Source organism: Roseateles sp., assembly GCF_031397715.1.
Taxonomy (GTDB): Bacteria; Pseudomonadota; Gammaproteobacteria; order Burkholderiales; family Burkholderiaceae_C; genus Paucibacter_A.
Genome location: NZ_JANNMI010000251.1, coordinates 1 through 12972, shown reverse-complemented (window position 1 = coordinate 12972; position 12972 = coordinate 1). Strand labels below are relative to the sequence as shown.

Below are 12972 nucleotides of genomic sequence, written 5' to 3'. Positions count from 1 at the left end.
GGTAGTTGGTCGAGCAGACAACTACGCTTTTCGGAAACCTAACAAGAGCCGGAAAAAGGGTCGTTGACCATGACCACTATCACCACCAACGGGCGCACATCGCGCCCGTTTCTTCTTTCACTTCAGTTACCTAATAAACTTTCTTCATTCAAGTACAGTTACAAATATCGGGCTCTTAACTCACAGGAGATTTTATGTATCGAGCCAATGTCGGTATTTTGTGGCGTAGGCCAAGTAGCCAAGACCCAAGCAACCACGTGTGGGTAGTGCGCGCATTCGACGACTGTACACCTACTGAGCGAAGGGCCTCGGCTTTCAAGATCCGTGGAATCTGCTTCAGTGATCATCGTCCGTTCACCCATACAGAAATACCGTACCACTTTCTCGGGTGTTGCGGAGAGATTTCATGGGAGAAGGACGTTGCTTCCATCACGAGCAGCACTGATTGGGGAAAGGCAACGGAAGCAGATGGTGGTTTCGAGGCCCAGTTCGCCATCAGCTCCAGCGCCCGCTCGCGCGGCAGGGTCGGTGTAAACACCCTCTCGGCCTGCCAATGGCCGCTGAGCTCGTCCAAGTCTCGGTAAACGCCACTGCTCAAACCCGCCAAATAGGCGGCGCCCAGCGCGGTGGTCTCGATCACCCGCGGCCGCACGACCGGGATGCCCAAGAGATCGGCCTGGAACTGCATCAAGAGGTTGTTGACGCAGGCCCCACCGTCAACCCGCAGCTCACTCACCGCCGCCCCCCCCGCCTCCACCGCATCAAGACTCATCGCCTGCAACAAGGCGGCACTTTGAAAGGCAATGCTTTCCAAGGCGGCGCGGGCGATATGCGCCACGGTTGAACCGCGCGTTAGCCCGACGATGGCGCCGCGTGCCTCGGCCCGCCAGTAGGGAGCGCCCAGGCCGGTGAAGGCCGGCACAAACATCACGCCGCCGGCGTCCGGCACGCTCTCGGCCAAGCCCTCGACCTCGCCGCTGGTATGCACGGCTTGCAAGCCATCACGCAACCACTGCACCACCGCGCCGCCGATGAAGACGCTGCCTTCCAAGGCGAACTCGGGCGCGGCGCTGATCTGCGCGGCGCTGGTGGTGATCAGGCCATTGGCCGAGGTCTGGAACTGCGCGCCGCTGTGCATCAACATAAAGCATCCTGTCCCATAGGTGTTCTTGGCCATGCCGGCCTTGAAGCAGGCCTGGCCGAACAGCGCGGCCTGCTGATCGCCGGCGATGCCGCCGATGACGATCTCGCCGCCCAGATGCTCGGCGGCCACCACACCAAACTGATGCGCGGACGGATACACGGCAGGCAGCACCGCGGGCGGAATATCCAGCGCGGCCAATAACTCTTCATCCCAGCGGTTTGTGTGCACATTGAACAGCATGGTGCGCGAGGCATTGCTGACGTCGGTGGCGTGTACCGCGCCCTTCGTCAGCTGCCAGACCAGCCAGCAATCGATGGTGCCGAAGGCCAGCTCACCGCGTTCGGCCTGCGCGCGCGCACCCGGCACATGGTCGAGCAGCCATTTGAGTTTGCTGGCCGAAAAGTAGGCATCGATCACCAGGCCGGTCTTGCCCTGCACCACGGGTGCCAGACCTTGCTCGCGCAGCGCGGCACAGGTCGGCTCGGCGCGCCGGTCTTGCCAGACCAGCGCGTGATGGACGGGCAGGCCGGTTTTGCGGTTCCACAACACCGTCGTTTCACGCTGGTTGGTGATGCCGACGGCCTTGATGTCGGCCGCAGCTAAGCCGGCCTTGGCCAGCGCCTCCCGGGCGGTGGCGAGCTGACCCTGCCAAATCTCCAGCGCGTCATGTTCGACCTGGCCCGGCTGCGGGTAGATCTGACGCAGCTCCCGCTGCGCCATCGCGACAATCTGGCCGCTCGCGTCAAAGACGATGGCGCGTGAGCTGGAAGTGCCTTGGTCAAGCGCGAGCAGGTATGTCATCAGTGATGCCTTAGAGTCGGGCGATGGAAGAACATTTTGACGTATTGATCGTCGGCGGCGGCATCAACGGCGCCGGCATCGCGCGCGACCTGGCCGGGCGCGGCTGGAAAGTGATCTTGGCCGAGGCCTCGGACTTTGCCGCCCACACGTCGTCCAGCAGCACCAAGCTGATTCACGGTGGCCTGCGCTACCTGGAGTATTTCGAGTTCTCGCTGGTGCGCAAGGCGCTGCAAGAACGTGAGGTCTTGCTCAAAAGCGCGCCTCACATCATTTGGCCGTTGCGCTTTGTGATGCCGCATGACGAGGCCATGCGGCCGGCCTGGATGGTGCGCCTGGGCCTGTTTCTGTACGACCATCTGGCGCGCCGCGAGGTGCTGCCCGGCTCCAAGAGCATCAAGCTGCGCAGCTCCAAGCTGGGCGCGCCGTTGAAGGCGAAGTACCACCGCGGTTTTGTTTACTCCGATGGCTGGGTCGACGATGCGCGCCTGGTGCTGCTGAACGCGCTCGATGCGCGTGCCAAAGGGGCCGAGCTGCTGACGCGCAGCCCGGTCACGGCGGTGCAGCGCGACGCTGAGGGCTGGACGGCGCAGATCAACACGCCGCGTGGCGCGCGCCAAGTGCGCGCGCGCGCGCTGGTGAACGCCGCCGGCCCCTGGGCCGAGCGCTTTTTGCGCCAAGTGGCTAAGCCGGCGCAGGGCGAGGCCTTGGCGACCAAGCATCTGCGCCTGGTCAAGGGCAGCCACATCGTCGTCAAGCGCTGCTTCGAGCATGACCATGCCTATATTTTCCAGAACCCCGACAAGCGCATCATCTTTGCGATTCCTTACGAGGGCGAATACACCTTGATTGGTACCACCGATGTGGAACTGGCGCCGGCCGCGTTGGACGGCTTCGCCAAGGCCGGCATTGATGAGAGCGAGATCGCCTATCTGTGCAGCCAGGCCAGCCGTTACTTCACCAAGCCGGTGCTGCCGGCCGATGTGGTGTGGAGTTATGCCGGCGTGCGCCCGCTGCTGGACGACGCCGCGGGTGACCCATCGGCCGTGACGCGCGACTATTTGCTGGAAACGAATACGCAGGCCGCCCCGCTCTTGAGTGTCTGGGGCGGCAAGATCACGACGTTTCGCAAGCTGGCTGAGGACGCGGCCCATCTGATCGGCACCATGCTGGGTGAAAAGCGGGCGGCGTGGACCCAGGCTGCGTTTCTGCCGGGCGGCGACCTGCGCGACTGGATCGGCGCGCCGGTTCGCCCGGACCAAGACTTTGAGCGCTTGCTGGTCGCCGTGCAGCAGCGCTACGACTACCTGACGCCCAAGCTGGCCCGACGCCTGGCGCGCGCCTATGGCTCGCGCGTCGACCAAGTGCTGGGCACTGCCGCCTGCCTGAATGACCTGGGGCAAGAGGTGGCCCCAGGGCTGTATGCGATCGAGTTGCGCTATCTGCAGCGCGAGGAATGGGCCTGCAGCGCCGACGATGTGCTGTGGCGGCGCTCCAAGCTGGGCCTGCATTACCGCGAGGCCGAGCGGGCGGCGGTGGCCGCCTGGTTCAAGCAGAACTCAAGCTAGCAGGCATGGCGGCGGATATGCGGATGCCCACCGCTTGGCGGCCCGCAAAACGCCACCCCAAGGTGCATACTTCGCCACTTGCTGGCGGAACCCCTGGAGCGTTCGGCCCGGAGTTCGACGCTGTGCAGGGGGGCCAACGTCGGCGCCGACTACAAGTTCCAGGAGCTGACTTCAGTGGCCGTGATTGCAGCCCGGGCCGTGCACATGGCCGGCGTGGTCATGCTCATGCTGTTGCGCCATCACCTCGGGCAATTGGCTCAGCAAGATGGGCGGATCGAACGGTGCCTCGGTCGGCTCCAGCGCAAAGTCCTGGCGCTCCAGCCATTGCGCCAGCTCCGGGTCGCCCGGCAAACGCAGGTGGTCGTCGGCGGCCTCCATATGCACATGCATCTCGCCCAGTTGATGGGCCAGGCGCAGCAGATCGGCCAGGCTTTGCGTGGCCGAGGCGCGCACCAGCAGCAAGGCCTCCGGCGCCGCCTCGACGCGCAAGAGCGAGCCGTCCTCGGCCACCAGCACATCACCGCCGCGCAAGGTACTGCCTGCGGCCAAGCGCAGGCCCAGCTCGGCACCTTCGCCATCACTCAGATTGGCTTCATGGTGTTGGCGCGCTGCAAAAGGCAGGGCCAGCACGCCCGCGCGCTTGAGCAGCACCGGGGCCAGGCCGGCACCTTGGGGGAGTAATTTATTGATGATCAACATGGTGGTGTTTTGTCGAGGGTGGGGCCGAGACTGTACGGCATTCGCCTGGCCAAGGCGCTGCGGTCTGAATGCCGGCGATCAAGGCCTGCAGCGCCTGCTGGTACTGCGCCGGAAACTCGCTATGCAGACGGCTGTGCGAACCGCCTTCGATTTCTGTCCAGCAGGTGCTGGACAAGGGAGCCGCGTCGCGCAGCCGCCGTCCCAGCACGACCGGCACCGTCTTGTCGGCCGAGCCATGCAACATCAAGATCGGCGCATCGACCCGGCCAATCTTGGCCAGCGAATCAAACTCCAGGCTAGTGATGGCGGCGCCAATCTTGCCCAGCGTGCCGGCCTCGGCCGCCACGTCCGGCAAGCGGGTGAAGGTCGATTCCAGCACCAGGGCGCCGTAGTCGCTGCCATGATGCAGCGAGCTCGCCAGTGTCACCGCCACGGCGCCGCCCATCGAGTGACCAAAGATCACGCGCTTGCCGGCCTCGGGCTGGCGTTTGACAAGCTCGGCCCAGGCGGTGCGTACATCCGCATTGATGCTGGCCTCGGAAGGAATGATGAAGCTGCTGTCGCCCCAGCCGCGGTAGTCCACCGCAAGAATGGCAAAGCCCGCCTCGCGCAGCGCCTCGATCTTGGGCAGATTGCCATAGAGGCTGCGCAAAGTGCCATGCAGATACAGCAGCGTGGGCGCGGCGGGGTCGGGGTGGGGCAACCACCACAGCGCCAGTTGCTGGGTGCCGCCGCCCTCAGCGCTCAGCGCCTGCAAAAACCGCTGGTCACCGGCGCGCAGGCCATGCTTGTCGTCGGCAAAAGCGGCAGGCCGGCCCGGCGATGGGCGCAAGGCGAGTTCACGCTCCTTGTCGCTCAGCCAGGCACAGCCACTCAAGCTTGATATCAGCGCCAGCCCCAACAACCATGCACCGAGTGCCCGCCATATGAAATAGGTTTCAGCGAGAATGCGCGCCATGATTTGTTTGCCCAAAATATCCGAATCCCGCTTTTTTGCCCCGTTGATCATCGCCGCCTCCGCGTTGGCCTCACCACTGCATGCGCGCGCCGAGGGCATGTTCGACCTGGCCGGGCCCGGCCATTGGCGCTTGGTGGTGTCGCCCTATAGCTTGCACTTCACGCACAACGAAAAGCATCGTTATGTTTGGGCCATCGGTGCGGAACGTCAGCTTGACAACGACTGGCTGTGGGGCGGATCGTATTTCAGCAACTCTTTTGGCCAGCCCAGCGGCTATGTCTATCTTGGCAAGCGCTATACCGACCTGTTCCCCACCCAGCCGCAGCTGTTTGCGCAATGGTCGGCCGGCGTGCTGTACGGCTACAAAGGCGAATTCCAGAACAAGGTGCCCTTCAATCATGGCGGATTCTCGCCCGGCGCCTTGTTCTCGGTCGGTTGGGCCTTCAATAAGGAGACCGCGGCGCAGGTGAATCTGCTGGGAAACTCGGGCTTGATGCTGCAGTTCTCCTACGATTTCCATTGAGAGGCTGAGAACTTTTTACTGCGCGACCGCCATGCGTCGTTGGCCGGATGCTCGAAATCCTCACGTACAGGGAGTACGTTCCGGTTTCTGTGCTCCGTCCGTCTAGCCTGACGGCCGCTCGCTACAAAAGTTCACAGCCTCTGAGCCAACGCCTCGACCTGCCACGCCGTCCAGGTATCGCGCACCCGTTCAAAGGCGGGCAGCAACTGAGCCCAAACCTGCTGATTGAAGCCGGCGGGCTTGCGCAACAGGCTGGCTCGCGGCCGCGCCAGCGGCTTGGCGCTGCGGCAGGCCAACACAATGCTGTTGCCGCTGGCCTCCGGACCTACACACAGCAGCTGCTCGCCAAAGCGCTGCCGCAGCCGCGCCAGATGCAGTGGGTAGTCAAGATGGCCGCTGTGCAAATTGACGACCAGCCAACCCTGCTCGCCCAGCGCTTCAAAACAGTCGTCGTAAAAGCGCTGTGAGCACAGCGCCGGCGGCGTGCCGCTCAAATCAAATCCGTCCACCAGCAGCACATCAAAGCTAGCCGCCGCCTGCTGCACAAACACGGCCCCGTCGACGCAGTGAACGCTGAAGCGCGGGCCCTCGGCCGGCACATTGAAGCGCTCACGCAGCGCGATCACGTGGCGGTTGATCTCGGCCACCTCGATCTGGCTGTCCGGCAGGTGGCGGTAACAGAATTTGGCCAGCGAGCCACCGCCCAGGCCGACCATGGCGATGCGCGCCGGCGTCGGCTGGAACAGCAAAAAACCCATCATCAAGGCGGTGTAGTCAAGCTCCAGCGCATCGGGCCGGCTCGCGTCCATGCGGCTTTGAATCGACGCGAAGGAGAAGTGCAGGCTGGTGGTCAGCGGCGTCTCGATCACAAAGGGCTGGCAATGATCGGTGGTGGGGTCTGACATAACGCGAGGGTAAAGCATTCATCGCAAGCGGCTCTGCCGCCAGGCTGCAATCCGGCACCCCGTCGATATACTTCCGCCCATGACGCAAGCCCCTCCATTCGACCCCACACGCGCCGTTGACATCGCCCGCAAGGCCTTGTTGATCGAGTCCAAGGCCTTGCATGAACTGGCGCCTAGACTGGGCGACGAATTCGCACGCGCTGTGCAGGCGATGCTCAACTGCAGCGGCCGCGTCGCCGTGATGGGCATGGGCAAGAGCGGCCATGTCGGCCGCAAGATCGTCGCCACGCTGGCCTCGACCGGCACACCGGCGCTGTTCGTCCACCCGGCCGAGGCCAGCCATGGCGACCTCGGCATGGTGGCGCCCAATGATGTGGTGCCGGCACTCTCGAACTCGGGCGAGAGCGATGAGCTGAACGTGGTGTTGCCGGTGCTCAAGCGGCTGGGCGTGACGATTGTGGCGATGACCGGCCGGGCCGAATCCAGCCTGGCGCGCCACGCCAATATCGTGCTGGACAGCGCCGTCGCCGAGGAGGCCTGCCCGCTCAATCTCGCCCCCACCGCCAGCACCACCGCCCAGATGGCGCTGGGCGACGCGCTGGCCGTGGCCCTGCTCGATGCGCGCGGCTTCAAGGCCGAAGACTTTGCCCGCTCGCACCCCGGCGGCGCGCTCGGCCGCAAGCTCTTGACCCACGTACGCGATCTGATGCGGGTGGGCAAGGACCTGCCGCGCGTGGCCGCCGCCACGCCGTTCACCGAGCTGATGCGCGAGATGTCGGCCAAGGCCTTGGGCGTGGCCATCATGGTCGACGCCGACGACCAAGTCGAGGGCATCTTCACCGACGGCGATTTGCGCCGCCTGGTCGAGAAGGGTCAGGACTTGCGCGGGCTCAGCGCCGCCGATGTCTGCTCCAAAAATCCGCGCACCGTTTCGGCCGACGAGCTGGCGGTGGTCGCGGCCGATTTGATGGAAGCGGCCCGCATCACCGTGGTGCTGGTGGTCGATGCCGAACAACGCCTGCAAGGCGCCATCACCATCAATGATTTGATGCGAGCCAAGGTGATCTGATGGAGATGTTGCAAGCAGCGCTGAAATTTGCGCCCGAGCTTCTGCTGAAGGCGCAGGGCACGGGGCTTGGTCTGAAAGCGGCGATCTTCGATGTCGACGGTGTGCTGACCGATGGCCGCATCTATATCGGCGAGCAGGGCGAGAGCTTCAAGGCCTTCTCGACATTGGATGGCCATGGCCTGAAGCTGCTGGTAGAGGCCGGCATCACGCCCATCATCATCACCGGCCGCGACTCGCCCGCCGTGCGCCGCCGCGTCGCCGACCTCGGCCTGCAGCACGCGGCCTATGGCGCCAAGGACAAATATGCGGTCGCCCAGCCCATCCTCGATAGCTTGGGCCTGGAATGGGCCGAGATCGCGGCGATGGGCGATGACTGGCCCGATCTGCCGCTGTTGACCCGGGTCGGCTTTGCCTGCGCGCCGGCGCAAGCGCATGCCGAGGTCAAGGCCGTCGCGCATTACGTCACGCAAGCCGCCGGTGGCCATGGCGCGGCGCGTGAATGCTGCGACCTGATGCTGCAGGCCTGTGGGCGCTACCAAGGGTTGTTGAACAGCCAGCTGGACACCTTGGACGGGGGCGCGGCCTGATGGTCAAGGGCGCGGGTGCGACAGCACGCTTGGCGCCGCCGCTTGCCGCCACCCGGCCCCGCGTGGCCAGATCCTGGCTGTGGCCCTTGCAGTCACTGCTGGCCAATTACCTGCCCTTGCTGGTGATGGCGCTGCTGGCTGTGGGCAGCTGGTGGTTGCTCAAGAACACACCGCAACGAGATGGCGTGGACGTGCTGCCGCCGGCCAAGCATGAGCCGGACTATCAGATGCAGAACTTCGATCTGCAGCGGGTCGGCGCCGATGGCCTGATGCGGGTGCGCATCGAAGGCCGTGCCCTGCGCCATTACCCCGACACCGACACCTTGGAGATTGACGGCATCAGCCTGCGCAGCTATGGCTCAGATGGCGGGTTGACGATTGCAACCGCCAATCGCGCCATCAGCAATAGCGACGGCAGCGAGGTGCAGTTGCTCGGCGGCGTGCATGTGCAGCGCTTTGATCCTGCGGCCAAGGGCACTACCAACGGCACGGCCAACGGCGCGCCCAAGCTGGAGGTGCGCGGTGAGTTCTTGCATGCCTTCACCAACACCGAGATCCTGCGCTCACATCTGCCGGTGCAAATAAATTACGCCGGCGGGGAGCTGAAAGCACAGAGCTTTGAGTACCAATATTTAACCAGTCGACTCAGCTTTGGTGGCCGCACACAAGCGCGCTTCGCAGCGGCCACCGACAAGAAAAAAGGGGCAGCGCTATGAGCGGCTTGGTCTACATCACCGGCGCGTCCAGCGGCATCGGCCAGGCCTTGGCCCTGCAGTATTACCGTGCCGGCTGGCGGCTCGCCCTGGTGGCCAGGCGCGGCAGCGAGCTGCAGGCCTGGGCGCAGGCGCAAAACCTAGAGCCCGATCGCTGTGCCGTCTACGCCGCCGATGTCTGCGATATCGCCGCCATCACCGGCGCCGGCCAGGCCTGCATTGCCGCCCAGGGCTTGCCGGATGTGGTGATCGCCAATGCCGGCATCAGCGTCGGTATCGACAGCGCGGTCTTGGGCGATATCGAGGTGATGCGGCGCGTTTTTGCAACCAACAATATCGGCCTGGCCGCGACCTTCCAGCCCTTCATCACACCGATGCAGCAGCGCCGCAGCGGCGCCCTGGTCGGCATCGCCAGCGTGGCCGGCATCCGCGGCCTGCCCGGGCATGCCGCCTATTGCTCCAGCAAGGCGGCCGTGATCAGCTATTGCGAAAGCCTGCGCGGCGAATGCCGGCCGCACGAAGTCAAGGTGGTGACGATTGCGCCGGGCTATATCGACACCCCGCTGACGCGCGAGAACCGCTACAGCATGCCCTTCCTGATGCAGGCCGAGGACTTTGCGGCGCACGCCTTTCAAGCCATCAATGACGGCGCCAGCTTTCGCGTCATCCCCTGGCAGATGGGCGTGGTGGCCAGGCTCTTGCGCCTGCTGCCGAATGCCTGGTTCGACCGGCTGCTGGCCGGGCGGCCGCGCAAGCATCGGCAGGGCGAGTAGGGTTCTGGACGAAAAGCCTTTACACTGCTGCCCGACCCATCCCACGCAAACCCGTGACGGCGTATGAGGCCCACCCTGATGAAAGTTCTACACCCCTGCTAGTGACCCAGCCCGCCGCGCGCATCCATCTGCGTGCGCTCCGCTGAGTTTCGAGCGTGCCGCGAACGTCGCCGCACGAGTGTCAGATCAGCGCGGCCCTTTTTCATAGAGAAAACGCCGCGCCTTTTTGCTGGTCCTTCCGATGAATATCTTTATCTACGGCATCGCCCTGGCTGCCCTCGGCATGTCGGCGCAGGCCTCAACAGCGGCCATCAAGGCGCTGCGCCTGCAAGCCGGCGAGCCCTCCGCGCAGATCGACGGTAGGCTGGATGAAGCCGCTTGGCGGCGCGCGCCCTTGTTCGATCAATTTGTGCAATTCCAGCCGCAGGACCAGCGGCCCGCGCGCTGGCGCACCACCGTGCAGGTGCTGGTCAGTGAGGACGCGCTGGTTTTCGGCATCCGCGCCTATGACCCGGCGCCGGAGCTGATACGCGCGCCGCTCTCGCGCCGTGACAAGGTGTGGCGCGATCAGGACTTTGTCGGGGTCGTGCTGGACCCGGTGGGGCAGCGCCGCTCGGCCCAGTTTGCCCGCATCAGCGCGGCCGGGGTGATCGCCGACGGCCTGTTCAGCGCCGATGACGACAGCGAAGATTTCGCGCCCGATTTCGATCTGCAGGCGGCCGTGCAAATGCTGCCCGACGGCTATAGCGTCGAGCTGCGTTGGCCACTCGCCGCGCTGCGCTTTCCCTATGCGGACGGCGCGCCGTGGCTGCTGATGGTGACGCGCAACACGCCGCGCGAAAGCAGCCGGCTGGACGTCTCCGCACCGCTGAGCAAGGATTCGCTCAGCTTCATTGCCGAGTTGCAGCCCTTGGAGGGCTTGGGCGATTTGGTCGAGCAGGTGCGCGCACGCAGCTTCCTCAGCATCCGCCCCGAGTTGACGGCCCGCAAAGAGCGCCAGTCAGATCCGCTGGGCAGCAGCCAGCAGCGCGAACTGTCGCTCGGGATGGAGCTGAAATGGCGGCCACGCGCGGACTGGGTGATAGACGCGACTTTCAACCCCGACTTCTCGCAGGTTGAGCTCGACACCCCCCAGTTGGCCGGCAACACCCGCTTCGCTTTGAGCGTGCAGGAAAAACGCAGCTTCTTTCTGGAGAGCACCGATGTGGTCGGCCAGAGCCAGTCCGACGGCGACCAGGAGCAACCAAGCCTGGCGGCCTTTTACTCGCGCGCGATCACCGATCCCGACTGGGGTTTGCGGGCGACCTGGCGCGGCGCGGCGGCGGAAGCGACGGTGCTGAGCCTGCATGACGCGGGCGGCGGCGAGATCCGCCGCGCCAGCGCCTACGGCACCCAAAGCTATACACAAAGCAAGGGCTCGCGCGCCAGTTTCGCGCGCACCCGTTTACAGCTGGCACCCGCCGGCCAGGCGCTCGGTCTGCCTGCTGGCCTCGCAACGTGACTATGGCGGGGGTGCCAACAACCGGGTGCTGGGCAGCGACTTTGCCGCACCCCTGGGCGGCACCGATCTGCTGCGCGGTCATCTGCTGCTGTCCAGCACCAGCGCCGGCTTCGATGCTAACGGCGATATGACACGCATCTCGGCGGAGCGCGGCCACAAGCTCTGGTCGGAGTGGCGCCGGCGCAGCGAGGACTGGAACAACAGCGCGCAATATGAACAGCTGAGCCCGCGCTTTGCCAACGACAACGGCTTTGTCAGCCAAACCGGCTTGCGTCGCGCGACCGTTCATCTAAATCGACGTCTGCCCGCACAGACCTTGGCCCTGCCGGCCCTCGGCGACTGGGCCGCGCTCGAAGCCGATGAGCTGGAACTGCAGCTCAGGCTGATGCAATCGCAAACGCTGGATGACCCTCAACAAGCGGTCAAGTCCGGCGAGGTGATTGAGCGGCAATTGCAGCCGGGCTTTTGGTTCGCAGCCGCACGCAATACCGGCGTCTGGGGCCATCTTGGCCTGGACCAGCAGCGCGCCCGCAGCGGCGGCCCGTTGCATCAGCCGCGCACCCTGAACCTGGGCTTTGAGTCGAATCCGAACGCCTGGCTGACCTTTCTCAGCGCCGAGCTGAGCTGGGGCCAGCGCCTCGACGTCGAGGCCGACCGGCTCGGCCGCGGCGCCAGTCTGCTGCTGCAGGCCAAGCTGCGCAGCCCGCTGCCGTGGGGCTGGTGGCTGGAGCTGGAACAGCAGCTCGGCCAGAGCCATGTGCGTAACCCATTAGGTCAGCGCAGCTATATCGAAGCGAATGCACAGACCTTGGCGGTGCTGCATCTGAGCGCTCGTGATTCGCTCAGGGCAATCGCGCAGCAGACTCGCTATCAACGCGTGGCGGAGGCCAGCCTGGCCGCTGCCGACGAGCGCTCAAGCCATCTATCGCTGGTGTTTCAGCACCGCTTTGGCCTCTCACGCCTGTTCAGCCTGGGGCTGGTTTCGGTGCTGGACAAAACCTCGCAGCAACGCGATACGGAGCTGTTCGCCAAGGCATCCTTCGCCTATCAACCCTGATCTGAAACGCCCATAGAAAAAGGCGCCCGCGGGCGCCTTTTCGATTTCAAGCTACAGGGCTAATTAATAGCCGCCGCCGCCCGAACGGCCACCGCCGCCGCCGTAGCCGCCGCCACCGCCGGAACGGCCACCGCCGCCACCGCCGCCCCGCTGTTGGACCGCCTGGGGGAGCAGCGGCACGGCCAGCTGTAACTTGTTCTGCACCTGCACCTGGGCGATATTCGGATCGGTACCGGCCTCAAAGGTCAGAGCGATCCCGACGTTGCCAGCCGCATCGCTGGTAGATGACATGTAGGTCAGATGGTCAATCCCGTTCATCTTCTGCTCGATAACCTGAGTGACCGTATCCTCGACGGTTTTCGCCGATGCGCCGGGATAGGCTGCGTTGATCGAGACCTGAGGCGGCGCGATTGCCGGGTACTGGGAAACCGGCAGCTTCTTGATCGCCAGGGCGCCCGCCAGCATGATGATGATGGCAATCACCCAGGCAAAGATCGGGCGATTGATGAAAAACTGAGCCATATTTTACTCCTTGAATTATAAAGGCCTGGATCTTGATCGAACGCGGATTGAGCGGATATTATAACCGGCTTCAGATTTCTGAAATCCGCGTAAATCCGCTCAAATCAGACTTGATCCACGTTCCATTGCCTGTAAATGGTTATTTTTTTGCTGCC

The 12972-nt window shown here is 64.4% G+C and carries 11 protein-coding genes and 2 pseudogenes; 8 read left to right on the top strand and 5 right to left on the bottom strand.

Going from position 1 to position 12972, the window contains the following annotated elements; genetic code table 11:
- Positions 1 to 484: 484 nt before the first annotated feature.
- A pseudogene (gene glpK, locus RMO57_RS11010) lies at positions 485 to 1945 on the bottom strand (glycerol kinase GlpK); the annotation flags it as partial.
- 23 nt (positions 1946 to 1968) lie between these two features.
- Between glpK and glpD the strand changes: the two are divergent.
- Positions 1969 to 3510 carry a glycerol-3-phosphate dehydrogenase gene (gene glpD / locus RMO57_RS11005; protein ID WP_310386574.1) on the top strand — a complete coding sequence of 514 codons (1542 nt, stop codon included), beginning with the start codon at positions 1969 to 1971 and terminating at the stop codon, positions 3508 to 3510.
- 171 nt (positions 3511 to 3681) lie between these two features.
- Here glpD and RMO57_RS11000 read toward each other — a convergent pair whose 3' ends face one another.
- Entirely contained in the window at positions 3682 to 4209 is a 528-nt protein-coding gene (locus RMO57_RS11000) for a Urease accessory protein UreE (protein ID WP_310386572.1), read from the bottom strand.
- A complete protein-coding gene (locus RMO57_RS10995; protein ID WP_310386570.1) occupies positions 4193 to 5167 on the bottom strand; it encodes an alpha/beta hydrolase in 975 nt (324 codons plus the stop codon). The genes RMO57_RS11000 and RMO57_RS10995 overlap by 17 nt, the downstream gene beginning before the upstream one ends.
- On the opposite strand from RMO57_RS10995, the gene RMO57_RS10990 reads away from it, so the two are divergent.
- Complete coding sequence (locus RMO57_RS10990; protein ID WP_310386568.1) at positions 5166 to 5690, top strand: ABC transporter ATP-binding protein; 525 nt, start codon at positions 5166 to 5168, stop codon at positions 5688 to 5690. The two genes, RMO57_RS10995 and RMO57_RS10990, sit on opposite strands and share 2 nt — an antisense overlap.
- A gap of 131 nt (positions 5691 to 5821) precedes the next feature.
- Here RMO57_RS10990 and RMO57_RS10985 read toward each other — a convergent pair whose 3' ends face one another.
- Positions 5822 to 6595, bottom strand: a complete 774-nt coding sequence (locus RMO57_RS10985; RefSeq protein WP_310386566.1) for a transferase — start codon at positions 6593 to 6595, stop codon at positions 5822 to 5824.
- A gap of 79 nt (positions 6596 to 6674) precedes the next feature.
- Here RMO57_RS10985 and RMO57_RS10980 point away from each other — a divergent pair, with 79 nt between their 5' ends.
- From RMO57_RS10980 to RMO57_RS10955, 6 genes are all read left to right on the top strand, one after another.
- Positions 6675 to 7664: a KpsF/GutQ family sugar-phosphate isomerase gene (locus RMO57_RS10980; RefSeq protein ID WP_310386564.1), complete on the top strand. Its 990-nt coding sequence runs from the start codon at positions 6675 to 6677 to the stop codon at positions 7662 to 7664.
- On the top strand, positions 7664 to 8251 hold the full coding sequence (locus RMO57_RS10975; RefSeq protein WP_310386562.1) for a KdsC family phosphatase: 588 nt from the start codon (positions 7664 to 7666) through the stop codon (positions 8249 to 8251). Before RMO57_RS10980 ends, RMO57_RS10975 begins: the two co-directional genes overlap by 1 nt.
- Before the next feature lie 62 nt (positions 8252 to 8313).
- Entirely contained in the window at positions 8314 to 8967 is a 654-nt protein-coding gene (lptC, locus tag RMO57_RS10970; RefSeq protein WP_310386560.1) for an LPS export ABC transporter periplasmic protein LptC, read from the top strand.
- Positions 8964 to 9737, top strand: a complete 774-nt coding sequence (locus RMO57_RS10965) for an SDR family oxidoreductase (RefSeq protein ID WP_310386557.1) — start codon at positions 8964 to 8966, stop codon at positions 9735 to 9737. Before lptC ends, RMO57_RS10965 begins: the two co-directional genes overlap by 4 nt.
- Positions 9738 to 9978: 241 nt before the next feature.
- Positions 9979 to 11238 (top strand): carbohydrate binding family 9 domain-containing protein, encoded by a 1260-nt coding sequence (locus RMO57_RS10960; RefSeq protein WP_310386556.1) that lies wholly within the window; start codon positions 9979 to 9981, stop codon positions 11236 to 11238.
- Between the two features lie 25 nt (positions 11239 to 11263).
- Positions 11264 to 12295 (top strand): hypothetical protein, encoded by a 1032-nt coding sequence (locus RMO57_RS10955; protein ID WP_310386554.1) that lies wholly within the window; start codon positions 11264 to 11266, stop codon positions 12293 to 12295.
- Between the two features lie 144 nt (positions 12296 to 12439).
- On the opposite strand, the pseudogene RMO57_RS10950 reads toward RMO57_RS10955, so the two are convergent.
- A pseudogene (locus tag RMO57_RS10950) lies at positions 12440 to 12817 on the bottom strand (efflux RND transporter permease subunit); the annotation flags it as partial.
- Positions 12818 to 12972 lie beyond the last annotated feature (155 nt).